The 25,046-nt window shown below is 50.8% G+C and carries 20 protein-coding genes; 15 read left to right on the top strand and 5 right to left on the bottom strand.

All coding sequences use genetic code 11. The features are described from left to right. Window positions 1–12 precede the first annotated feature (12 nt). From PMI41_RS14255 to PMI41_RS14245, 3 genes are all read right to left on the bottom strand, one after another. On the bottom strand, window positions 13–2,169 hold the full coding sequence (locus tag PMI41_RS14255) for a TonB-dependent siderophore receptor (protein ID WP_008125958.1): 2,157 nt from the start codon (window positions 2,167–2,169) through the stop codon (window positions 13–15). A gap of 153 nt (window positions 2,170–2,322) precedes the next feature. Then, on the bottom strand, window positions 2,323–3,207 hold the full coding sequence (locus tag PMI41_RS14250) for an AraC family transcriptional regulator (RefSeq protein WP_008125956.1): 885 nt from the start codon (window positions 3,205–3,207) through the stop codon (window positions 2,323–2,325). 12 nt (window positions 3,208–3,219) lie between these two features. Continuing rightward, window positions 3,220–4,287, bottom strand: coding sequence for a siderophore-interacting protein (locus PMI41_RS14245; RefSeq protein ID WP_008125954.1), 1,068 nt, complete (start codon window positions 4,285–4,287; stop codon window positions 3,220–3,222). 306 nt (window positions 4,288–4,593) lie between these two features. On the opposite strand from PMI41_RS14245, the gene PMI41_RS14240 reads away from it, so the two are divergent. The 14 genes from PMI41_RS14240 to PMI41_RS14175 all read left to right on the top strand — a co-directional run bounded on the left by PMI41_RS14240 (window position 4,594) and on the right by PMI41_RS14175 (window position 19,647). After that, window positions 4,594–5,055, top strand: coding sequence for a MarR family transcriptional regulator (locus tag PMI41_RS14240; protein WP_040855172.1), 462 nt, complete (start codon window positions 4,594–4,596; stop codon window positions 5,053–5,055). A gap of 64 nt (window positions 5,056–5,119) precedes the next feature. Continuing rightward, window positions 5,120–6,745, top strand: a complete 1,626-nt coding sequence (locus tag PMI41_RS14235) for an AMP-binding protein (protein ID WP_008125950.1) — start codon at window positions 5,120–5,122, stop codon at window positions 6,743–6,745. A 115-nt stretch (window positions 6,746–6,860) separates the two neighbouring features. After that, window positions 6,861–7,991, top strand: coding sequence for an ABC transporter substrate-binding protein (locus PMI41_RS14230; protein ID WP_008125948.1), 1,131 nt, complete (start codon window positions 6,861–6,863; stop codon window positions 7,989–7,991). A gap of 82 nt (window positions 7,992–8,073) precedes the next feature. Continuing rightward, window positions 8,074–8,988: a branched-chain amino acid ABC transporter permease gene (locus PMI41_RS14225; protein WP_008125947.1), complete on the top strand. Its 915-nt coding sequence runs from the start codon at window positions 8,074–8,076 to the stop codon at window positions 8,986–8,988. Between the two features lie 16 nt (window positions 8,989–9,004). Beyond that, a complete protein-coding gene (locus PMI41_RS14220; RefSeq protein ID WP_040855168.1) occupies window positions 9,005–9,976 on the top strand; it encodes a branched-chain amino acid ABC transporter permease in 972 nt (323 codons plus the stop codon). Then, the gene (locus tag PMI41_RS14215) at window positions 9,969–10,718 is read left to right on the top strand and encodes an ABC transporter ATP-binding protein (protein WP_008125943.1); all 750 of its coding nucleotides are present in this window, start codon (window positions 9,969–9,971) and stop codon (window positions 10,716–10,718) included. Before PMI41_RS14220 ends, PMI41_RS14215 begins: the two co-directional genes overlap by 8 nt. Beyond that, window positions 10,715–11,401, top strand: a complete 687-nt coding sequence (locus tag PMI41_RS14210) for an ABC transporter ATP-binding protein (RefSeq protein ID WP_008125940.1) — start codon at window positions 10,715–10,717, stop codon at window positions 11,399–11,401. Before PMI41_RS14215 ends, PMI41_RS14210 begins: the two co-directional genes overlap by 4 nt. A gap of 142 nt (window positions 11,402–11,543) precedes the next feature. Continuing rightward, window positions 11,544–13,865 carry a bifunctional salicylyl-CoA 5-hydroxylase/oxidoreductase gene (locus PMI41_RS14205; RefSeq protein ID WP_008125938.1) on the top strand — a complete coding sequence of 774 codons (2,322 nt, stop codon included), beginning with the start codon at window positions 11,544–11,546 and terminating at the stop codon, window positions 13,863–13,865. After that, window positions 13,862–14,644: an SDR family NAD(P)-dependent oxidoreductase gene (locus tag PMI41_RS14200; protein WP_008125936.1), complete on the top strand. Its 783-nt coding sequence runs from the start codon at window positions 13,862–13,864 to the stop codon at window positions 14,642–14,644. The genes PMI41_RS14205 and PMI41_RS14200 overlap by 4 nt, the downstream gene beginning before the upstream one ends. Window positions 14,645–14,649: 5 nt before the next feature. Beyond that, entirely contained in the window at window positions 14,650–15,492 is an 843-nt protein-coding gene (locus tag PMI41_RS14195) for an enoyl-CoA hydratase family protein (protein ID WP_008125934.1), read from the top strand. A 3-nt stretch (window positions 15,493–15,495) separates the two neighbouring features. Continuing rightward, window positions 15,496–16,686: an acyl-CoA dehydrogenase family protein gene (locus PMI41_RS14190; protein WP_008125932.1), complete on the top strand. Its 1,191-nt coding sequence runs from the start codon at window positions 15,496–15,498 to the stop codon at window positions 16,684–16,686. Between the two features lie 63 nt (window positions 16,687–16,749). Beyond that, on the top strand, window positions 16,750–17,178 hold the full coding sequence (locus PMI41_RS14185) for a RidA family protein (protein ID WP_052025913.1): 429 nt from the start codon (window positions 16,750–16,752) through the stop codon (window positions 17,176–17,178). Between the two features lie 2 nt (window positions 17,179–17,180). Continuing rightward, window positions 17,181–19,130 (top strand): 3-hydroxyacyl-CoA dehydrogenase NAD-binding domain-containing protein, encoded by a 1,950-nt coding sequence (locus PMI41_RS14180; RefSeq protein WP_008125930.1) that lies wholly within the window; start codon window positions 17,181–17,183, stop codon window positions 19,128–19,130. 121 nt (window positions 19,131–19,251) lie between these two features. After that, window positions 19,252–19,647: a hypothetical protein gene (locus PMI41_RS14175; RefSeq protein WP_008125929.1), complete on the top strand. Its 396-nt coding sequence runs from the start codon at window positions 19,252–19,254 to the stop codon at window positions 19,645–19,647. Between the two features lie 5 nt (window positions 19,648–19,652). Here PMI41_RS14175 and PMI41_RS14170 read toward each other — a convergent pair whose 3' ends face one another. Both PMI41_RS14170 and PMI41_RS14165 read right to left on the bottom strand, forming a co-directional pair. Further along, complete coding sequence (locus PMI41_RS14170; protein WP_008125928.1) at window positions 19,653–22,778, bottom strand: efflux RND transporter permease subunit; 3,126 nt, start codon at window positions 22,776–22,778, stop codon at window positions 19,653–19,655. An 8-nt stretch (window positions 22,779–22,786) separates the two neighbouring features. Beyond that, a complete protein-coding gene (locus PMI41_RS14165) occupies window positions 22,787–24,028 on the bottom strand; it encodes an efflux RND transporter periplasmic adaptor subunit (protein ID WP_008125927.1) in 1,242 nt (413 codons plus the stop codon). Between the two features lie 285 nt (window positions 24,029–24,313). Here PMI41_RS14165 and PMI41_RS14160 point away from each other — a divergent pair, with 285 nt between their 5' ends. After that, complete coding sequence (locus PMI41_RS14160; RefSeq protein ID WP_008125926.1) at window positions 24,314–25,033, top strand: response regulator; 720 nt, start codon at window positions 24,314–24,316, stop codon at window positions 25,031–25,033. Window positions 25,034–25,046 lie beyond the last annotated feature (13 nt).

The following is a 25,046-nucleotide window of genomic DNA, read 5'->3' as shown; positions in this document are numbered from 1 at the left end:
AATATGTCAAGTTTACCAAGTCACGTGGGCTTTCAGAAGCGCTTTGCGACCTTCGCCATAGGAACAGACATTCACACCTTGGCAGCCAGAAACAAACTCTTTGTCGAAGACATTGGTGACATTCAAATCGACACCCCAGTTGTCCTTCTTATAACCAACCTTCAAATCCAGTAACGCCACGTCAGGAACTTTGAGGGTATTTGCTTTATCGGCATAACTCGACCCCACGTAACGAACGCCTGCGCCAAGTGCCAACCCTTCAAGCTTTCCAGTTTGCACAGTGTATTGGGCAAACAATGAGGCTTGGGTTTCGGGGAGGAGAAATGGACGCTTGCCGATGATACTTTCGTCTGCATCGTCTTTTACCTTCAGGTCGTAGGCTGTAAAAGCAGCGGTCACCTTCCAAGCATCATCGATATTGGCTTGAGCCTCTACCTCGAATCCACGCGAATTAACTTCGCCAATCTGCGTTTCTTGGCGGAATCCACCAGTTACAACATTTTTCTTTGTAAGGTCGAAAAGCGAGGCAGTAATCAACCCGTCAAACCATTCTGGACGATACTTTACACCAACTTCGTACTGTTCACCGGTCTCAGGCTTAAAGAACTCAAGGTTGCCAGTTACCCCGATTTCCGGGCTGAAGAAAGTTGCGACACTTGCATATGGCGTTAGTCCATTGTCAAAATCATATGCAATTCCAACTCGCCCGCTGGCCCTACCGTCATTACCTTTGTAGGAAGGAAGTCCCGTTGCTTCTGTGTCGACATAATCATAACGCCCATTCAAGGTGACAAGCCAGCCATCACCGAACCGTAGCTGATCTTGAGCGTAAACTCCGATTTGATGCTGCTTTACAACCTGATCGATATATGGTGGACGCAACGGTGGTTGTGGCGCACCGTGAACCGGATTACCTCCACTGATTGGCGTTCCGTCACCACTTGCCTGCACGTGGTCAATGTTGAAGTATTTGTACTCTGCGCCGAAAAGCAATGTATGTTCAATTGCACCAGTATTAACGATACCTTCCAGCTGGTTATCAACCAGAAAGTTGTTAACCGTTGTATCGTGCTTGAAGTTAATACGCGTGAGATTATCTGTTAGATCTGGCTGCTCTGCAAAACCAAACGGCCCACTGGCATAACCAAACGCATATAATGATTGCTCTTTCACATTGGCACGACCGTAGCGGGCATTTTGACGGAAAGACCAATCATTATCGAATGTATGTTCAAACTCGTAACCCACCGAAACCTGTTCACGATCATAATTATCTACAGAAGGCTCAGTAAAGTTTGATTTTGGGTCAATTTTGCCAAATTTCGTAGGCACCACAGTGCCATAATAAGGTAAGAAACCGCCTCCATCATGCGTTGCATCTAGATGGGTATAATTGGCGGTTAGTGTCAACTTAGTTGCATCGTCTGGCTTCCACGTAATGCTAGGGTTTATTACGCCGCGAAACTCTTCTGAGAAATCTGTATAGTTATCTCCGCCCCCAATTTTGCCGTTTATGCGATAATCTACAGCGTCCGACGCTTTGTCACCAATATCGAACCCCAGATATGCATTGCCGTAACTATTGATACCGGATTCAACATAACGGATACGTTCGCCATTGGGCCGCTTGCTAATGTAATTGACAATACCGCCAGGATTACTCCCACCGTACAGAACGGAGGCAGGGCCTTTCAGCACTTCAATCCGTTCAATCCCAAATGAATCAATAAGAAACCCACCAAATCCATAACTGAAATTCTGCAAGCCATCGAGATAGGTCCCTTTTGCGGTAGCATCGAAGCCACGGATATAAATCCAGTTCGTATCATTATCGACACCGAATGGCTGGGCGAATACCCCAGCTGTGTAGCGCAAAGCTTCATCAATCTTCTGTGCGCCCTGCGCATCAATCTGGTCACGCCCAACCACCGATACAGACTGTGGTAAATCTTCGATTGGTGTATTCGTTTTTGATCCCGTCGCAGTACGCTTCGGCACAAACCCATTGACCGGCCCTGTCGCCGTTCCAACAGCTCCATTTCCCTCGATAACAATCTCGTTCAAGCGGATAGTAGAATCCGCAGTTTGAGCGCTGGCCGAAGATAACGATACCAAAATGGCTGAGCTACCTAATAGGAATAATAGTGTAGATTTGTACGTCCCGCGCATGTAATTACCCCTTGCAATGCCCCGCTGAGCACGACACTGCCAGGTGGGAGGACCAAGCTTTTTGTCGCGCAATTATAAGTTGAGTTCATATATCAACTTATCGATATTGGATTGGCGATTTCGGCTGTTTTTTGAACGTTTTTGGTCTGTTATTCAGTTGGCGCGCTCGCGTTGCCACACAGCAGGAGTGACGCCGACCACCCGCTTGAACACACGCGTCAGATGGGCCTGATCCGAAAAGCCGGTTGTCGATGCGATTCTGGTCAATGAAGAGCCCGATCTGCTTAGTAACAATTGTACTTTCCTGATGCGTGCACTCATCTGCCATTGATGCGGTGCCGTGCCGGTAGATGCTTTGAATGCGTGACTGAAGTACGATTGTGAAAGACCTAGAAGATCTGCTAATTCTTGCAAACGTATGTTTCGAAGGCAATTCTCTTCAATGTAGCCTGTAACTGTGCGCAACTGCCTTGGCGACAACTGGCTTCTATGGCGCTTCTTGACCTCACCTATCTCAAACAATTCGACAAAAAGGGCCATTGTCAAACCATCGCCATAAAGCGCATGGAGCGGTCGCTCGCTAATACATTCGTCTGCTATCAGGCGAGCCATAGCGGCAATTTTCTCATTAGAAAACATAACCCGAGGGATCGACAGTCGGTCGGTGATTTTTTCATCTGCGAAGCTCCGACGCAAAGTAGCCACATCGAAATGCAGATCGAGGTGTCGCAAATATTGCACGTTATCCAAGTGGCCCCAAATCGGTAGTCCAGCCGGAATATAACTCATTGAATGTGATGTGCAGGCATGGCTCGTCCAGCGCACTGCCGGATCAAGCGACACATTAAAATTTCCAGATCCTGACTTTTCTAGAATAACAAAAAGACGCGGATCTTCTGAGACATATTGACCATTTGCGTGGGGAGCACATTTAACGGACCAGACATCAGCAATCACTCCATTCCAGGAGCGCCATTTCAGCTCTTCAATAGGTGATACGCCTTCAATCTTGCTCGTCATGCGTGGATGGAATGTCATGCGCTACTTCCCTTACTCCTCTGCTACGCCTCGTCGCCAGTATGAGACGACCAAGTGTTGGTTACGTTCAAGCTTCAAGTGCTTACGAACATAACTTCGGATGGCTTTGAAGGCGCTGAACTCACACCCTGACCAAACAAATATTTGTTCTCCATTTGAAGGAAGCCGAACCAGCTTTACGGCATCCTGAAGCAAAGTAGTCGTCCCGGCATCAACGCCATTACGATGCAACCATTGAACGTCGAGATTGCACCGGGAGTTAAAACTCTGCTCCTCTGCGGGATTATCAACCTCAATACGCGCAACAACCGTCACATTTGGTGGCAAACGTTCGATTATGCGTCCAATTGCGGGCAATGCAGTCTCGTCACCCGCGAGCAAATACCAATCCGCATCTCCGGCATCACCGCCACCTGGACCCGTCATACCCACAATGTCACCTTCAACGGCACCCAAAGCCCATTCTGATCCCGGTGTACCGTCGTGTGTTACCACATCAATCTCGACATTCCCGCTCTCAGGATCAATACTGCGAATAGTATAGACGCGGGAGAGCAACTTCCGGTCACCATCTGGCCAAACGGGACGGCCATCATCACCGGTTACTGGCCATTGTGGTGTATCAACATGTACTGGCGGAATTAGAATGCGCACATGCATACCACCATAGGCAAATCTTTGCATATTCTTTCCATGCAAAGACACCCGCCTCATATTTGGGGAGATGTTTTTTGCTGATAGGACACGCATCTCCCGAAAATAGGGCAACAGACTTCCCGCAGCCCCGTGGCCAGCCCACACGATTATCGGTTCTTCTGTGCGGGCAAACTCAATCACGTGGTCAGCAATGGCGTACTTCATATACGCCAAGCCCGTCTCATCATCGCTTTCAGCCTGCAACAAAAGACATTCTTCGTCAGCTTCAATTGTTGCCGTACCGTAACTCAATACGATCTGACCTTTACGCTCTGTCCGCACAACCTCGCCGTGTTCGGCAAAATGATCCGCTAACTTGTTGAAGTAATGCATCGGAGTCGAAAGGTTGACTCGCGCCGTCGCACTCAACCGGATGTCTTGCATTATATGCTCCTGCTCACCCTGAGGCTAATCACGGGTTGCACTAACTAAACCATCGTAACATGACTAATCAAGTCATATTATACTTACTATAGCTCCTAACTGAGTGGGATTTGTGGTTTGGCACGATCACGCTATTCTCGGATTCAACGCAACAAATTTGTTTTAATCTTGAAATTTCATGCTTGAAATAATTCGACGCTATGCCATTCTGCAACTGGTTTAACTTGGAGAGGTTCCAGTGGCTAACGAGGGATATGGTGTATTCGGAGCCAAATTTGCCATTTGGAGAGTTGACCAATGACAGATATGGCTCTGAGCCAGCATGAACCAAACTCTGGTAGCAAAGAGCGGCTGCGGCTTTGGATTCGGCTCTTGCGTGTTTCAAGAACCATAGAGAGCGAACTGCGGTTGCGGCTCAAATCCCAATTTGACATGACGTTACCGCGCTTTGACGTGATGGCAGCGCTTAATCGCAAGTCAGAAGGGCTGCTAATGAGCGACCTCTCTCGCTTTCTCTTGGTGTCAAATGGCAATGTCACAGTGATTGTAGACAGGCTAGTGACAGATGGTCTTGTCGTGAGATCAAGCCGCGAGGGTGATCGCCGAACATCAATTGTCAAGTTGACTGATGCGGGATTGCTTCTCTTCAAGCAAATCGCGACAGAACATGAAAAATGGGTGGGTGAACTGCTCAGTGGTATTGGCGAAGATGATGCACGCCAGCTTGCTGCTATGCTTAAATCCTTTCACAGCAACTGGGAAACATAACCACAAAAGTGTTTGGAACAAAGAAGCCAGGGCATGACGAATAGCAGGCAGGGGAAGCCACAGAATGCTAGGACCGACGGCACATATTGATACATTTACGCGAGATAATCTTCCGCCCTTTAATCAGTGGCCGGAGTTTGATCTGGATGGCTTTGATTATCCTGATTATCTGAACGCCGCAGTCGAGCTTACCGACAGAATGGTGGAAAAAGGCTTTGGCGTTCGTACTGCCTTGATCGGGAATGGACGTCGTCGCAGCTATCGGGAACTCTCTGAATGGACAAGCCAACTTGCCCACGCGCTTGTGTCCAATTATGGCATTAAGCCTGGAAATCGTATCCTGATACGCTCTGCCAATAATCCCGCCATGGTTGCCTGCTGGCTCGCAGCGACCAAAGCAGGAGCTGTCGTTGTCAATACGATGCCGATGCTCCGTCCCGGAGAACTCACCAAGATCATCGACAAAGCTGAGATATCGCTAGCGCTTTGCGACACACGTCTGATGAACGATATGATCGCATGTGCCAAGGACAGCAAATTTCTGAAACAGGTAATTGGCTTTGATGGAACTGCCAGCCACGATGCGGAACTTGATCGTGCTGCGTTAGACAAACCCCATCACTTTAGAGCAGTAGCGACGGGACGTGATGACGTTGCGTTATTGGGATTTACGTCAGGTACAACTGGTGTTCCCAAAGCGACAATGCATTTTCATCGTGATCTTCTACTTATCGCAGATACTTATGCCAAGGAGGTGCTTGGAGTCACGCCTGACGATGTATTTGTCGGCTCTCCCCCGCTTGCCTTCACATTTGGCCTAGGCGGTCTTGCAATCTTCCCTTTGCGTTTTGGAGCTGCTGCGACTTTGCTGGAAAGCGCTACACCGCCCAATATGATCGAAATTATAGAAACCTATAAGGCAACAATCAGTTTCACTGCACCAACCGCCTATCGCGCCATGTTGAAGGCTATGGATGAGGGAGCTGACCTTTCTTCCTTGCGCGTCGCCGTTTCTGCGGGAGAAACCCTTCCCGGCCCGGTCTTTGAAGAATGGATAACCAAGACTGGCACGCCAATTCTGGATGGAATAGGCGCTACGGAAATGTTGCACATTTTCATTTCCAACCGGTTTGACGATCTGATGCCCTCTTCAACTGGAAAACCTGTTCGTGGCTACACCGCCCGGGTCGTTGACGACGAAATGCACGAAGTGCCACACGGCACAGTTGGCAGCCTTGCGGTGCGTGGCCCAACAGGTTGCCGTTACATGGCCGATGACCGACAAACCGAGTATGTGCGGGATGGCTGGAACCTCACTGGCGACGCATTTTATCGGGATGAAGACGGCTTCTTTCACTTCGCAGCACGATCGGACGATATTATAGTGACTGCTGGCTACAATGTGGCTGGCCCAGAGGTGGAAGCAGCGTTGCTTTCACATCCGGATATCGTGGAATGCGCAGTGGTCGGCAAACCGGATTCCGAGCGTGGGCAAATCGTGGAAGCCTACGTGGTTTTGATTGATGGAACGGAACGGAACGAAGCCACGATCAACCGTTTGCAGGACTACGTGAAGTCGTTGATAGCACCCTACAAATACCCGCGCTCGGTGAAATTTATCGACAGTCTACCGAAGACCCAAACCGGCAAAGTACAACGATTCAGGCTGCGGACGGGAGAAACACTATAAATAGAAAATGGGCTGGTGATAGATGTTGAACTATATCGTGAATCCTGAAAAGTTCGCATCCTGCTCCGGAACCAAATAACAACAAATAACGGGAACACCCACAAAGGGGAACGATATGAAAAGAATTCTGGCTACCAGTATATTAAGCCTTGCACTGGCAACTGCCGCGTATGCAGAACCCGTGAAGATCGGCGTTATAACCACTCTTTCTGGTGGCGGTGCAGGGTTAGGCATTGATATGCGCGACGCATTTACTTTGGCTATAAAACAATCCGGAAACAAGGATATAGAGCTCGTCATTGAGGACGACGCCCAAAAGCCGGAAATTGCTGTGCAACTGGCAGAAAAGATGATCCAGAGCGATAAAGTGGATCTCTTGACGGGTATCATTTGGTCAAACCTCGCTATGGCCGTCGTTCCAAACACTGTGGCGCAAGATATTGTCTATCTTTCGCCAAACGCCGGACCATCTGCTCTCGCGGGCGCAAACTGCAACGCAAATTATTTCAACGTTGCCTATCAGAACGACAATTTCCACGAGGCAATGGGGCAATATGCCAACAAGGATTACAAGAAGACTTTTATTCTAGCACCCAACTATCCCGCGGGCAAAGATGCGCTAACCGGGTTTAAGCGCTTCTACAAGGGTGAGCTTGCTGGTGAGGTTTACACACAAGTAGGCCAAACCGACTATGCAGCAGAAATTGCGCAAATCCGCGACTCGGGCGCGGACTCGGTATTCTTCTTTCTGCCTGGAGGCATGGGCATTTCCTTTATGAAGCAATACGCCCAGTCAGGTGTCAGCACACCTGTCATGGGGCCAGGATTCTCATTCGATCAAGACGTGTTAGGTGCTATTGGTGACGCGGCTTTGGGTGTGAAAAACTCCGCTACATGGTCGAAGGATTTGGACAATGATGCCAATAAGAAATTCGTAGAGGCATTCAAGACAGAGTATAAACGCTTGCCCTCAATTTATGCGGCGCAAAGCTGGGATGCTGCTAACCTCATTCTGGCAGCACTTTCCAAGGCAAGCGTCAAAGACAAGGATGCATTCAAGACAGCGTTGAAGTCTGCGGATTTCAAATCAGTACGCGGCAAATTCGTCTTCAATAACAACAATCATCCAATCCAAAACGTCTACGTACGTGAAGTGGTGAAAGAAGATGGCGTGTTGACCAACAAGATCATCGCAACCGCCTTCGAAGACCACAAGGATGCATACGCTGACAAGTGCAAGATGTGATCCGCACCTTATAGATGCTGCCTGCCGCATCGCGACGGGCAGCAGCGTCACTCGTGCTTTGTTGAAACCGGAATAGCCTCCTTTGTCTACTGCACTCCTTCTCGAACAACTTCTCAATGGGCTCCAGCTCGGCGTGATGCTGTTTCTTATGGCGGCAGGTCTGACACTTGTCTTCGGTGTGATGGGCGTCATTAATCTTGCCCATGGTTCGCTATATATGATCGGAGCATTCGCCTGCGCCATTGTAGCATCTGCAACGGGCTCATTCTGGCTTGGACTTATCGCAAGTCTCGTTGCAGCAGCAGCAGCAGGAGCCATTATTGAAGTGGTGGTCATCCGGAGGCTTTATGAGCGTGATCACCTCGATCAGGTACTGGCAACCTTTGCTCTCATCCTGATCTTTTCAGAGGGCTCGCGATGGATATTCGGATCATTTCCGCTTTATCTTGACATTCCGCCAGTGTTGCAAGGCGCGGTGCCGTTGCCCGGCGGTGGGCTGTATCAGCTTTATCGCCTCGCTATTATTGGCGTAGGTATCGCTGTCGCATCTGGTTTGTATATGCTCATCTCCCATACACGACTCGGTATGCGCATACGCGCTGGGGAGTCTGATCGGGAAATGATTGCAGCACTTGGCGTTGATATCCAAGCGCTTTACACAATCGTATTTGCACTCGGAGCAGCTTTGGCTGGACTAGCTGGCGCATTGATCGGTGCATTGCAATCCGTACAGGTTGGGATGGGAGAGCCCGTCCTCATTCTTGCCTTCGTAGTTGTCGTCATTGGCGGAATTGGCTCGATCAAAGGTGCTCTCGTCGGAGCAATTCTCGTTGGTCTTCTTGATACAATGGGACGATTTCTTCTTCCAAAAACTCTTGCACTGATACTTCCTGCCTCGCAGGCTGGGATGATCGGTGGCGCACTTGCTTCCATGTTGATCTATATCGCCATGGCGCTCATTCTCGCATTCAGGCCGCGCGGCCTTTTTGCCGCATGAGGATCGCAAGCCCATGATGCCACGCGAAACCCTTGTGAATACAGTTCTCGCCCTATTATTGCTTGCGATCCCACTGGTCGCTGTAGCCATCGACGAACCATTCTATGTAACTTTATCAACACGTATCGCGATATTGGCACTCGCTGCCGTCGGGCTGAATATTGCGCTTGGGTTGGGGGGATTGGTGTCATTCGGGCATGCTGCTTTTTTCGGAATAGGCGGTTATACTGCGGCAATTCTGGCAACTCATGCCTTCAATGCAGAACCGCTATTCTTTGGATTGGAAGGTACTACATCCATGCCATGGATATGGCTTGTAGCCATGGTCATATGCGGGCTTATGGCACTGTTTATCGGACTAATCAGCCTGCGTACATCCGGTGTGTATTTTATAATGATTACGCTCGCCTTTGCGCAGATGATTTACTATTTCGCCATTTCGTGGCCTGCCTATGGTGGTGAGGATGGTTTATCGCTTTCCGTCCGCAATACGTTTCCTTTATTGAGTACAGCAAAGCCCCTGCCCTTCTTTGTTGTTTGTTACACGATGCTGCTTGCGGCAATGGTTTTGTTTTCGCTTATACGCGGCTCGCGTTTTGGAGCAGCACTACAAACGGCCAGACAGAATGAAACACGACTTGCGGCAGTGGGCATTGTGCCATTGAACATCAAACTCGCAGCCTTTGTAATTTCAGCGATCGTGACTGGCTTGGCAGGTGCGCTCTTTGCCGATCTCAACCGGTTTGCCAGTCCTTCAATGCTATCATGGCATATGTCCGGTGAACTCATTGTTCTGGTCATTTTGGGTGGCAAAGGAAGGCTCTTTGGCCCGCTTGCCGGAGCCATGCTCTATGTAATGTTCGAGTACACGCTCGGTGGCATCACAGAGAGATGGCAATTCTTCCTTGGCCTCATCCTTCTCGGCGTGGTTCTCTTCATAAGGGGTGGACTGCTCGGTCTTCTGGCAGGAAAGGCACGTTATGGTTGAGCTTGTTCTTGAAATTCGAGAAATGTGCAAAAGCTTCGGTGCCTTAAAGGCGACCGACGGTGTAAGTCTTGATTTGCGACCAAGCGAAATCCACGCGCTCATCGGGCCAAACGGTGCTGGCAAGAGCACGCTGATGCACCAGATATCAGGATCCATACGACAGGATAGTGGAACCATCCGCTTTCTTGGCGAGGATATAACGGCCTTGGGTATGCCGGAGCGAGTGCGTCTAGGTTTAGGACGCAGTTTCCAGATTTCATCACTGGTACCGGAATTTTCGGTTCTACGGAATGTCATGCTGGCGATACAAGCGCGGCAGGGTTCGAGTTTTCGCTTCTTTCGCCCCGTTCTTAATGACAAAAGTCTGACGGAACCAGCCATGTCGGCGCTGGAAAGGGTCGGGTTGGCAAAGCGCGCGAACTTTCTTGCGGCTGAACTTTCTCATGGAGAAAGACGGCAGCTTGAAATTGCCATTGTATTAGCGTTGGGGTCGAAGGCATTTCTTTTCGACGAGCCTATGGCCGGTATGGGTCCAGAAGGTTCAAAGGCTTTAACAGCCTTTCTTGATGGCTTGCGTAACGAAGCTCCGATCCTGCTTGTCGAACATGACATGGATGCAGTGTTTGCTCTTGCGGATCGCATATCGGTGCTGGTTTATGGGCGCATCATCGCTTCTGGCAAAGTTGCAGACATCCGCAACGATGCCGAGGTGCGACGGGCTTATCTTGGAGAGCCGGTATGACTCTCCTCCGCATAGCAGGACTTGAGACTTTCTATGGTGCTTCGCAAGCATTGTACGGTGTCGATCTGGATGTAAAAAAAGGAGAGGTCGTCGCACTTATGGGGCGAAATGGAATGGGCAAGACCACGACGATCAATTCCATCTTCGGACTTATCCGTGCTCGCTCGGGTTCAATCAGTTTTGCTGGAAAACAAGTAACTGGTATGCAACCGCATAGGATTGCCCGTCTCGGGTTGGGACTCGTCCCAGAAGGCAGGCGCTGTTTCCCCAATCTGACGGTTCTTGAAAATCTGCTTGCTGCGGCTCGCGGCAACGAGTGGACCGCGCAAAAAGTCGGAGAGCTTTTTCCGCGTCTGAATGAACGGCGCGACCAGTTTGCCAATACACTATCGGGTGGCGAGCAGCAGATGCTTGCAATAGGACGAGCGCTCATGACCAATCCTTGTTTGCTTGTGCTGGATGAGGCTACCGAAGGCCTTGCTCCGGTCATCCGGCAGGATATATGGGCAGCTATAAGAAAACTGAAGGCTAACGGGCAATCCATCCTTGTGGTGGACAAAACACTGTCCGAACTTCTGCCTGCGGCAGACCGTTGTTTTATCCTGGAAAAAGGGTTCACGGTTTTCTCTGGCAAGCCAGAGCAACTCACTACAGCATTGCAGGACCGCTATCTAGGCGTTTGAAAAGACAGGTAGAAACAACCTTAAAACCCAAGGCAATGCAAATATATTTTAAGCTTGAAATTTCTTGTTATTCGGTTCATCGTGGATTTCAGTGGTTGGGCTAATACCTAGCGGAGTTGCCCAACTTGGTGGAGGAACAAGTATGCGGATTGTCTGTATTGGCGGCGGCCCGGCTGGCCTCTATTTTGCGCTTCTTATGAAGCGTCAGCATCCCGAACATCACATAACTGTGGTGGAGAGGAATCGTCCGTTCGATACGTTCGGCTGGGGCGTGGTTTTTTCCGATGCTACCATGCAATCGATGCGCCAATGGGATCCACAAACTGCCGAAACAATTGAAGTGGCGTTCAATCATTGGGATGATATCGAACTTGTGTTCAAGGGGCGCAAAATCCGTACAAGCGGTCATGGCTTTGTTGGAATCGGGCGCAAAAAAATGCTCAACATCCTGCAGGACCGCTGTCTTGAGCTTGGCGTCGAACTGGTTTTTGAAACAGATGTGAGGGGCGATGAGGAATTCCCGGATGCAGACCTGATTATTGCCTCTGATGGCGTCAATTCCAGAATCCGCACCAAGTACACTCATATTTTTCAGCCAGACATGGTGGTGCGACCTAATCGCTTTGTCTGGCTCGGGACCAACAAACGTTTTGACGCCTTCACCTTCGATTTTCAGAAAACCAAGCATGGTTGGTTTCAGGCGCATATTTATCGCTTCGATGAGAACACATCCACTTTCATTGTCGAGACAACAGACGAGGTGTTTAAAGCTCATGGTCTCGACAAAATGGACCAGGGTGAGTCCATAGCCTTCTGTGAAAACCTCTTTGCCGAAACACTCGACGGCCATAAGCTGATGACCAATGCGCGCCATATGCGCGGTTCGGCATGGTTGAATTTTGGCCGCCTAATTTGCGAAAAATGGAGTTATTTCAATGGCATAAACCATGTAGTTCTGATGGGTGATAGCGCACATACGGCGCATTTCGCGATCGGTTCAGGCACCAAACTGGCCATTGACGATGCAATTGAACTTACCCGCCAGTTCGACATTGTTGGTCATGACAAAGCTAATATTCCGGTAGTCTTGGCTGCGTATGAGGAAGTGCGTCGTGTTGATGTCGCGCGTATTCAAAATGCTGCGCGAAATGCAATGGAATGGTTCGAGGTCGTTGGCACGCGCTATGCCGATACACTTGAGCCTGAACAATTCATGTATTCAATGCTGACCCGCTCACAGCGTATCAGCCATGAAAATCTGCGGCTGCGTGACAAGGACTGGTTGGAGGGTTTCGAGCACTGGTTTGCTGCACGCGCCGGTGTCGATCCTTCACCTAGCGGCTCCGTCCCACCGCCGATGTTTACACCATTCAAAGTCCGTGGTCTGACATTACATAATCGCATCATGGTTTCCCCTATGGCCATGTATTCGGCAACTGATGGCTTGCCCAATGATTTCCACCTCGTACATCTGGGTGCTCGAGCCATGGGTGGCGCCGCGCTAATCTTCCCGGAAATGACCTGCGTTTCGGCCGATGCTCGTATTACACCCGGTTGTCTCGGTCTCTGGAATGACGAACAGGAGTTGGCGTGGAAACGTATCGTTGACTTCGTGCACCGAGAAACGCCTGCAAAGATCGGCATCCAGCTGGGCCATGCTGGCCGAAAGGGTTCAACCAAGGTCGCATGGGAAGGAATTGACCAGCCTGTTGCAGAAGGAGGATGGCCGCTGGTGTCAGCTTCTGCACTGCCTTACATGCGAAAATCCGCCACACCCCGAGCAATGACAAGGGAGGACATGGATCGCGTCATAGTTGATTTTGTTCACGCGACCGAAAGGGCACAAAACCTGGGCTTCGATATCCTCGAATTGCACGCTGCTCACGGTTATTTGTTATCAAGCTTCCTTTCACCACTGACCAATCATCGCAACGACGAGTATGGTGGCGATCACGAAGGGCGCGCACGTTTTCCATTGGAGGTATTCCTCTCTATACGGCAAGTCTGGCCTGAGGATAAGCCCATCTCCGTGCGCCTTTCTACAAATGATTGGTTGGAGGGGGGCAACACACCAGAAGACGCTGCGGTGTTTGCCCAAATATTCAAGCAGGCTGGGGCCGATTTGATTGACTGCTCGTCCGGTCAGGTGGTCAAGGAAGAACAACCGGTTTATGGCCGTCTTTTCCAGACTCCTTTCTCCGATAAGATACGCAATGAAATCCAGATACCGACAATAGCCGTAGGTGCCATTTCGGAAGCTGATCACGCTAATTCGATCATTGCCGCTGGGCGCGCCGATCTATGTGCGGTCGCTCGTCCACATCTGGCCGACCCTTCTTTTGTCATGCATGAAGCAACCAGGATCGGCTATGCCGATCATGTCTGGCCCAAACAATACTATTCTGCAAAAGCGCAATACGTGAACAATTTGGCTCGAGCGGTCGCGGGGTCAAGTAAATCATGAGTGCTAACCGGAGACACGCATTCATTACTGGCGCAGGTACAGGTATCGGCAAAGCCATCGCCTTGGCTCTGGCAGCGGATGGTATGCGGGTGACTCTTGCTGGGAGACGATATGCGCCTCTCGCGGAGGTCGATAAACTCATCACCGATGCGGGCGGTGAGAGTTTTATTCTGGATGGTTTTGATGTCACTGATGAATCCCAAGTCAGTCACGGCATAGCTAACGCCACACACGCCGCCGGGAATATTTCGGTACTCGTTAATTGTGCTGGAGAAGCGCCATCAGCGCCTTTTGACAAAACCGACTTAGAGCTTTGGAACAGGATACTCCGCGTCAATCTCACAGGCACATTTCTGGTCACGCAAGCTGCACTTTCGTCCGTTCGGCATTCTGGAAACGGCCGCATCATCAACATTGCAAGCACTGCTGGGCTGACAGGTTATTCTTATGTATCAGCCTATTGTGCAGCAAAACATGGAGTAGTCGGACTGACGCGTTCGCTTGCCCTTGAGTTGGCCCGCACGGATGTAACAGTGAATGCCGTTTGCCCCGGATTTACTGATACGCCTCTGCTCGACAATGCGGTGGGCGCCATCAGCGACAAGACCGGACGATCTGCTGAGGATGCGCGTGCTAACATTACGCGGGCCAATCCACAAGGCCGATTGGTTACGCCGCAGGAAGTTGCAGATACGGTGCTCTGGCTGGCGTCCGAAAAAGCTAGCGCGATTACGGGTCAGGCGATTCCTGTTGCCGGCGGTGAAGTTATGGGAAGGTAAGACATATGAGTAATCCGATGCAGGACAAGAAGCGTCGCTTCAAAGATCATAAGGCAAAGCATTTCCTGTTCGAAACCGACGGCGACGGTCGTGTAGCCACTATTACCCTCAATCGTCCTGAAAAGAAGAACCCCCTCACCTTTGAAAGCTATGAAGAACTTACCGAACTGTTTCGCTCGCTTGTGCGTGCCAGCGATGTGCGCTCGGTCGTGCTTACAGGTGCCGACAACAACTTTTCCTCAGGCGGCGATGTCTTCGACATTATTGAACCGCTGACCCACATGTCCATGCCAAACCTACTCGACTTTACGCGCATGACAGGTGATCTGGTGCGCCAGATCAGAGCCTGCCCGCAGCCGATCATAGCAGCAGTGGACGGTATCTGTGCTGGAGCGGGTGCGATCCTCGCAATGGCCGCTGATTTCCGAATTGCCACACCGGAAACTAAAACCGCTTTCCTTTTTACTCGCGTTGGCCTTGCCGGGGCGGATATGGGTGCTTGCGGAATTCTCCCGCGGATTATCGGGCAAGGCCGCGCCAGTGAACTGCTTTTCACTGGCCGCGCGATGACTGCAAGCGAGGGGCATGTGTGGGGCTTCTACAATGCCTTGCATGAGCGAACAACTCTTCTCGATGAAGCGCAGCGCTTTGCCCGCACGGTCGCAGATGGTCCGTGGTTTGCCCATGCAATGACCAAGAAAATGTTGGATCAGGAATGGGCAATGGGAATTGACCAGCTAATAGAATCCGAAGCGCAAGCGCAGGCCATATGTATGGCAACAGGTGATTTTCGGCGGGCCTTTGAAGCTTTTGCCGCCAAGTCAAAGCCGCAATTCGAGGGGAATTAGTCGATGACTGCTCAACCCGCCGAAGGATTGACGCGCGAGCATCTTCAATGGCCCTTTTTTGGCGATGAAACTCGCACGTTGGCGACAGAGCTGGACGACTTTATCTCAAACGGTGGACTGGGTGAAATCGATCATGCGGATGCGGACGCCGCGTGCAAAAAGCTGGTCACTCAGCTAGGTGCTGCGGGAATTTTGCGCCATTGCGTGCCAAAGAGTTTTGGCGGCGTGTCGGAAGATATAGACAGCCGTTCTCTATGCGTCATTCGTGAAACTTTGGCTTATACCGACGGTCTTGCGGATTTTGCGTTCGCAATGCAAGGGCTTGGCACAGGCGCGATAAGTCTCACCGGATCGCAGGAATTGAAACAGCAGATGCTGCCCAAGATTGCACGAGGTGAACTGATATCGGCATTTGCTTTATCAGAACCGGATGCTGGCTCTGACGTTGCCGCCCTCAGTTGTGCTGCGCACCGAGATGGCGATGACTATGTTTTGGACGGTGAGAAAATATGGATTTCTAATGGCGGAATTGCCGACGTCTATACGGTTTTTGCCCGCACCGGCGAAGCACCGGGCACACGCGGGATTTCCGCCTTTGTCGTCTTTGCAGATACTGCGGGATTTTCCGTTGTCGAGCGCATTGAAACAATTGCGCCTCATCCACTAGCACGTATTCGGTTCGACAACTGCCGTATTCCTGCATCGCAACTCTTGGGGACACCCGGCGAAGGCTTCAAGATCGCCATGCGTACACTTGATATTTTCCGTCCTTCAGTTGCGGCAGCAGCTATCGGTTTTGCCCGGCGTGCACTTGATGAGGCGGTTGTTCATGCCAGAAGCCGCAAGATGTTTGGTGCCACTCTTTCAGATTTACCAACGGTCCAAAGCACTCTGGGCGAAATGGCAACAGCAATAGACTCTGCTGCACTACTGACTTTTCGAACAGCATGGCGCCGGGACGTGCAAAAACTGCCTACGACAAGCGAGGCAGCAATGGCAAAGTTGACTGCAACGGAAAATGCCCAGTGGGTCATTGACCAAGCGCTGCAGCTCTTTGGCGGGCGCGGTGTACGGGTTGGTGAAATCACCGAACGGCTCTACCGCGAGATACGTGCCCTACGCATCTATGAAGGCGCAACGGAAGTACAAAAGCTCATTATCGGCCGCGAGCTGATGAAGAGTGCTGGGAAATAAAGCAGGATAGTCGCATGCATGGCATCGTGGCATTCTCCAATTGAGCGGAAGCAATACAGCATGATGAAATCTGCCGAAACAACTAATGTGTCGAGCCCGCACAAGGTGCTCCAACCGGAAGGATGGGCACGCCCAATCGGCTATGCCAATGGAATGGAAGCGCGTGGAAAGACGATTTTCGTGGGCGGACAGATCGGCTGGAATGGACAATGCAAGTTCGAAGCTAAAGACTTGCCTGCACAAGTACGGCAAACTTTGGAGAATATTATCGCCATATTGCGCGAGGGTGGTGCTCGGCCTGAGCACGTTACGACCATGACTTGGTATGTGCTCGACAGAAAGGAATATTCGTCGGCTCTTAAAGAAATTGGCGCAGCTTATAAAGCTACCATGGGGCGGCATTTTCCCGCCATGGCGGTCGTGCAGGTCTCAGGCCTTATCGAAGATGAGGCCCTGGTTGAAATTCAAGCGACTGCAGTCGTGCCGGATTAGCCATGGCTGTCAACTGGAATCGCGAAGACAACATCGCCATCATATGGATCGATAATCCGCCAGTAAACGCAATGTCCCATAGCGTGCGTGAAAGATTGTCATTAGCATTGAACGAAGTAAATGCGGACACAGGTATTGAGGCCTCGATAATTGCGTGCAGGGGCAAGACCTTTGTGGCCGGTGCAGATGTCAAAGAATTTGGCAAACCTCCGCTTGCGCCATTTCTCAATGATCTCGTTCAGTTGATCGAAGATTCTGCAAAGCCAGTGATAGCAGCAATTCATGGAAAAGCATTGGGCGGAGGGTTTGAGATCGCACTTGCAGCCCACGGTCGTATTGCTGCCCCCGACGCACAATTTGGCCTACCAGAGGTGAAGCTCGGTATAATACCAGGAGCTGGCGGCACACAAAGGCTACCCAGACTTATAGGTGTGGCTGCAGCAATAGACATGATTGCAACAGGTAAGAGTATCTCTGCACCACACGCACGCAACCTTGGACTTATTGATATCGTATCGCAAAACGAACTGATTGCGGATGCACTGGCATTTGCGAGAACGCTCATCCATAGCGAGCCACGCCGGACTGGACAGTTGCCAATAGCTAAGTTCGACGAGCAAACTGCTGAGTTACAAATCCTAGCGGTGGAACAGAAAGCTCGCGGACAGATCTCGCCGGGCGAAGCAGCACGTATGGTCCTACGTGGTGCGAATGTTCCTATTGAGCAAGGGTTAAAGTTGGAACGGGACAAGTTTCTCGAGCTCGTCGGATCCGAGCAAGCCGTCGCCCTTCGCCATGTCTTTGTTGCAGAGCGTCTTGCCGCCAAGTTTGATGAACTTGCTGATATTTTGCCTCGTCCCATTCAGTCTGTCGGTATTGCAGGTGCAGGACTCATGGGCGCGGGTATCGCTGTGACTTTCGCTGACGCCGATTATGATGTTACCGTAGTGGAGCGCGATACGCTGTCGATTGACGAGGGCCAAAAGCGTGTTGACGCGATCTATGAGCGAGCGGTGAAGTCCGGGCGGATAAGCAACGCCATAAAAGAAGAGCGTCTCACGCGTATTAGCTTTCATTCTGATCTCAACGCCTTTACCAAGTGCGATCTTGTTATTGAGGCGGTATTTGATGACCTGGGTGTGAAGCGGGAGTTATTTACCTGCCTTGCTTCGATTGTTCGCCCCGACACGATTCTTGCGACCAACACCAGTTACCTTGACCCTGACGCGATCGCTTCCGTTGTCCCTGACCCCAGCCGCTTTATTGGTCTGCATTTCTTCTCGCCTGCAAATATGATGCGGCTTGTTGAGGTAGTCAAAACCAAAGAGATTGCGCCGGACGTGCTTGCAACAGGATTGGCCGTTGCCAAGCGCCTTGGCAAACTCGGGATTGTCAGTGGTGTGTGTGAGGGCTTCATAGGTAACCGCCTGTTTACAGCTTACCGCGAGCAATGTGATTTCATGCTGGAAGACGGTGCTTTACCACATGAGATCGACAATGCGGTCGAGGCTTATGGTTTCCCCATGGGACCTTATGCAGTTACTGATCTGGCGGGGCTTGATATATCCTGGGCCAGGCGTAAGCGAGATGCCGACAAGCGCGATCCGGCTTTGCGCTATGTCCCGATTGCTGATCGTTTGTGCGAAGCGGGACGTTTCGGCCAGAAATCTGGCAGCGGTTACTATATTTACGATGGTGGCAGGAAATTGGTTGATCCTATTGTAACCGCATTAATCGAGGCCATCTCGAGCGAGAAAGGTATAATCCGCCGCCCGTTCGAACCAGACGAGATTATTGCACGGATTATTGCCGGGATCGTGACTGAGGCCGACAAGATACTGTCGGAAGGCATTTCCCTTCGTCCCTCAGATATCGATCTTGTACTGATCAATGGCTATGGCTATCCCGCATGGTGCGGAGGCCCTATGTTTCGAACTGGTAGAGCTAAGTAAGGCCTCATTTTATAAAGATCTCTCGATCTCGAAAGGCTAGTCGGATTCACAGGGTTGTCGTAAACCCATGCGTATTGTTATGCTCCAGTACTATGCATGTAAGGCGACGTTGGAGGTTGATATGACATTGGGAACGAGTAAGACAGACAATGAGGCTTACGAATTGGCTACTCGGACAGCCAATGCGCAACGCGCAAAGCTTCACGACTGGCAGCGTGCTCAAATCAGCGATAGAGACATGCAGACTGGCGAAACATGGTTTCTATGGGGCTTCTACAGCGCTATGACAAGCGACATAGAGGGGCGAAAAAACCTGCTTTTGGCTCATTTGAATAACCAGTACGGAGCATCCGAGAATAACGAACACCAAGTCGCGGAAATTGCAAAACTCGCAGATCAGGAAAACCGCCTGTTCGATGTAATAGCCGCGGCAGGCCGCCAGGCCTACCATGAAGGTGGCGACAGTCACTTAGCGAACATCGCCAGTATATTTTTGAACGTCATCCGAAACCACTAGAACCATCACACTTTGACTGGTGACAAATCAACAACTTGGCCTCCCTTGAATATTTTTCTGGTAGCCACGAAAAGCAATGGAATAAATAGCACACCGAGTATGGTTGCAGAAATCATTCCGCCCATAACCGCGATACCGATAGAGTTTTGACTTTTTGAGCCTGCCCCGCTGGCGATAGCAAGTGGCAGTACGCCCAGTATAAATGCGAGTGATGTCATCAGAATTGGCCGCAAACGCTGCCGGGCAGCCTCTAATGTTGCAGTTATCAAATCCAGACCCGCTCTTTGTCGTTCAATAGCAAACTCCACAATCAGGATGGCATTTTTTGCAGACAGCCCGATTGTGGTCAACAATCCGACTTTGAAAAATACATCGTTGGATTGGCCGAAAGCCGTTGCACCAACCAATGCGCCAAAGATGCCAATGGGAACAGAAAGCATGACGGCTAGCGGTATGGACCAGCTTTCATAAAGTGCTGCCAATGCAAGGAAAACAACGAGTACCGAGATGGCATAAAGCGCCATAGCCTGACTGCCTGAAAGCTTTTCCTGCGCTGAGATCGAGGTCCATTCATGTGTGAATCCGCCGGGCAACTGGGTCATCAGCGCGTCAATCTCATTCATTGCATCACCCGAGCTAATGCCTGCAGCCGCTGCCCCCTGAATCTGGACCGCCGCCGCGCCGTTATAACGCTCAAGTCGAGGCGATCCATAAACCCATGAGCCACTGGCAAACGCCGAGAACGGAAGCATTTCACCATCGGAATTGCGCACAAACCAGCGATCAAAATCGTCAGGTTGCATGCGGAAGTTTTCATCGCCCTGCACATAGACCGGTTTGATACGCCCGCGGTCAATGAAGTCGTTCACATAGGTTCCGCCCCACGCCGTAGACAAAGTCGTATCAACGTCAGACAAATTGAGATTGAATGCGCGTGCTTTCTCCTGATCTATCGAGACTGAATATTGCGGTGTATCTTCCTGACCATTCGGGCGAGCGCCCGAAAGTAGGGGGCTTTTTCCAGCCAGCCCCAAGAGCTGGTTGCGTGCCTGCATAAGGGCTTCGTGGCCTGCACCCTGCTCATCCTTCACATATAGGTCAAAGCCTGCGGAATTGCCAAATCCTTGAATAGCGGGAGGGGCAAGCGCGATAACCCTACCATCCTTGATCTTAGAAAATGCACCCATCGCACGACGCGCAATGGCTTGTGCGGATGCATTATCATCCTCGCGAAGACTAAAGTCTTTGAGATTGATGAAGAGCATACCGACATTCTGTCCCTGTCCACTGAAATTGAACCCCACCGTACCAAATACGCCTTCGACATAGTCTTTTTCGTTGGTGAGATAATAGTTTGTCACCCGATCCAGCACAGCCTGCGTACGGTCAGCAGTTGCACCGGGTGGCAGCTGGATTGACGTAAGCAGGCGCCCCTGATCTTCTTCAGGAAGAAACGACCCGGGCAGTCGGTTAAAAAGCCAGCCTGCCGTCAAACCGATCAACAGGAAGACAGTGAGGAATGCTAGAGGTCGACGGAGTATGGCCCCAACGCTTGAGCCATATCCATTGACGCTACGGTCGAAATTACGATTAAACCAGCCGAAAAAACCCTTCTTGACTACACCGTGCTGCGGTTTGCGCAAAATAGTAGCGCAGAGCGCCGGTGTAAGGATCAATGCAACCACAACCGAAAGAACCATCGCCGAAACAATAGTCACCGAAAACTGACGATAAATAACGCCGACCGATCCGGAAAAGAATGCCATCGGAACAAAGACCGCCGATAGTACTGTAGCGATACCTATCAAGGCGCCGGTAATTTCATTCATTGATTTGATTGTAGCTTCCCGAGGGGAAAGCCCTTCTTCTTCCATGACACGTTCTACATTTTCGACCACGACGATGGCATCGTCGACGAGCAGACCAATGGCGAGCACCATGCCGAACATGGTCAATGTGTTTATGGAATAGCCGAATATTGAAAGGACACCGAAAGTACCAAGAAGCACGACAGGTACAGCAAGCGTCGGGATAAGCGTTGCACGGAAATTCTGCAGGAAAATGAACATAACGACAAAGACGAGTATGATGGCTTCGACCAACGTTCTTACAACGTCCTCAATGGAAAGCTTCACGAACGGCGTGGTGTCATATGGATAGACAACCTCGACATTTGCCGGAAGAGTTTGCTGTAGTCCGGCAATGGTTGATTGCACTGCTTCCGCAGTATCAATCGCATTGGCACCGGTCGCGAGATTTATACCGAGGCCCGCTGCATTATTGCCGTTATAAACTGCAGTTCGCGTGTAGCTTTCTGCACCGAGTTCAACCTCCGCTACGTCGCTAAGGCGCACGAGAGCCCCACCTTGCTGGCTCTTTAAAATAATGTTGTTGAACTGCTCCGGCGTTTGCAAACGACCTTTGGCTGTAACCGTGGCATTTAGCTGCTGACCGCGTTGCTGGGGTAATCCACCAAGTTCACCCGCAGACACTTGAGAATTCTGTGACTGGATTGCTGCCGTTACATCGCTGATATTGAGCTGGTATTGAGCCAGCTTGTCGGGATTAACCCATATGCGCATGGCATAGCCAGCACCAAAAATCTGTGTGTCACCAACGCCAGGGACACGTTTCAAAGTGTCGTTTAAGGTCGTATCAATGTAATCAGCCAAATCCGTTGTGGTCATCTTGTTGTCTTTAGAGACAAATCCGATGATCATGAAAAAACTTGAGGTCGACTTGGTGACTGTTATCCCCGTGCTTTGTACAATCTGTGGTAATTGAGCCGTGATTAACTGCAGTTTGTTCTGCACCTGCATTTGCGCAACATCGGGATCGGCGGCACTTGTGAAAGTCAGGGTAGTTGAAGCTTGACCTGTTGAGGTCGAAGTCGACGTCATGTAGTCGAGATTGTCTATCCCGGTCATCCCCTGTTCGATTACTTTGGTGACGGAATTCTCAACGGTTTGTGCATCCGCACCGGAATAATTTGCGGTGATACGTACTGTTGTTGGCGCGATTTGCGGATATTGCGAGACGGACAGTGTTGTAATCGAGAGCAGACCACCCAGCATGATGACAATGGCGATAACCCAAGCGAAAATTGGCCGATCAATAAAAAAGCGTGACATTTTTCAGATCACTCCACAGCGCCGGTGGCAACGGTCTTCTCGGCTTGGGCTAGTTCTGCCGATTGCCCATCGCTTGGCAGTGATGCTTGGCGCAACACACCCGTGGCATCATCAATTGTCACCACGCTGACATTCACTTCCTGACCAGTAGAGATGCGTTGACTGCCCTCGACGATTACACGATCACCTTGCTTGACGCCTTCGCTGACCAGCCAGTTATTGCCGATCGCCCGCTGCACCGGCAACACTCTGTCTTCAACTTTGCCTTCGGCAGTCACAAATTTTGCTGTTGCTTCCCCTTTGGTATTTCGGCTGACTGCGCGTTGGGGAACGAGGTAGCTGTTTTCGGCAACCCCTTCCTCAACGGTTGCGCGGACATACATACCGGGTAGCAGCATTCTATCCGGATTGGGAAAGGTTGCCCGGACATTGATCGTGCCGACCGACTCGGCAACCGTCGCCTCTGAAAACTCAAGCGTACCAGTTTGTTTGTAGGTCGAGCCATCTTCCAAAGCTAAGCTGACCGAAACATTGCTGCCATCTCTTTTGAGGCGACCTTCATCGAGAGCATGGCGGAGTTTCAGAAAATTGACACTTGACTGAGTAACGTCGACATTGATTGGATCAAGCTTGCGTATAGTCGCCAGAGCGGTCGTCTGGCCTGCAGTTACAAGTGCCCCTACCGTTACCGTTGAAGCATCCACACGACCATCAATAGGCGCTCTGATCTTCGTGTAATCGAGATTGATCCGCGCAGTTTCCAGTGCAGCATTTGCCGCCGCTACGTCTGCCTGTGCCTGCGCATAAGTTGATTGTGAATCGTCCAGATCCTGCTGGCTGATGACATTGGTTTTATTGAGATTGGCATAACGATCAAACCTTGCCTTTGCTGTAGGAAGAGCGCCTTGAGCCCTTTCGACTGCGGCCTTCGCATTGTCATAGGCGGCCTGATAGAAAGAGGGATCAATCTCGTACAGCACGTCTCCCTGTTTTACGTCACTGCCTTCCCGAAAATTGCGGCTGCGTATAATCCCGCCAACTTGCGGTCTAACCTCAGCAATCACACTTGCAGAAGTTCTGCCGGGCAGCTCCGCTGTGATGGCAACTGGTTGAGGTTCAAGCGTAACAGCGCTGACTTCTGGCGTTACAGTTGGCGGAGGCGTGCTCTTACTTTCCTGATTGCAGGCAGCGAGCAACACCAAAAGTGGGACGGCGACAAGATTGGACAGCGGGAATTTGATTAGGCTCAAGATCGGCACCCTTGTTAAATTCAAGACACAGCGTGCGAACGATCTCCCCCACCCCGAGAAACGCACCAAAATGCGCTGCCGAAATATCTGCACGGCTGCCAAGCTATGAGAAACTTGTCGCACAGATGTGCCAGACGAGGATGAAATTGTAACGAGTTGTCGCAAGTTCGGTCTCGTGCTTGCGGTAGATGACACGTTGGTAAACTTTGATACACTTTTTCGAGTGCCGTCTTGCAGAGATACCTTATATACTTGGGTAAGTTTTGAACTCTGTCAGGTTTGACTATGCAATCAATGCCGCACATTGCTGTTGTAGATGATCATCGCGATATTCGCGATCTCGTTGGCAAGTATCTTGCGCAACACGGATATAGAATAAGTGTAGCGGAAAGCGGCAATGCTCTCCGACGGATACTTGAACACGGTGCCCCTGATCTCATCATACTCGATATAATGATGCCTGGAGAGGATGGTCTTTCCGTATGCCGTCAACTGCGAACAACAAGTCAAGTACCCGTGATTTTCCTGACAGCTATGGCTGACGATACAGATAGGATCATCGGGCTCGAATTGGGTGCTGATGATTATCTGACAAAGCCTTTTAACCCGCGGGAACTTTTGGCACGCGTGCGCGCTGTGCTTCGCAGGGTATCCAGCCTTCCACCCCAGCGCGGAGAACTCGCCGCCAAAATAATCAGATTCGGAGCCTGGCAGCTCGATATGGGTCGCCGCGAACTATTGGGTGCCGACAGTGTCGGTATCGCGCTCAGTACAGCAGAGTTTCGCCTACTCAAAGCGTTCCTTTCTCATCCTGGCCTTGTCCTCAGCCGCGACCAGCTTCTTGATCTCACAGTGGGCCGCGCTGCCGATCCTTTTGACCGCAGTATCGATAATCAGGTTAGCCGGCTGCGAAAGAAAATTGAACCGGACCCAAAAAACCCGACAATGATAAAAACACATTGGGGCGGTGGCTACAGCCTATCGTCAGAGGTAGAATTTCTATGATGAACTGGTGGAA

This window comes from Phyllobacterium sp. YR531, assembly GCF_000282595.1.
GTDB lineage: Bacteria > Pseudomonadota > Alphaproteobacteria > Rhizobiales > Rhizobiaceae > Phyllobacterium.
The sequence above is the reverse complement of the archived record's forward strand: the minus strand, read 5'-3'. Positions and strand labels throughout refer to the sequence as shown.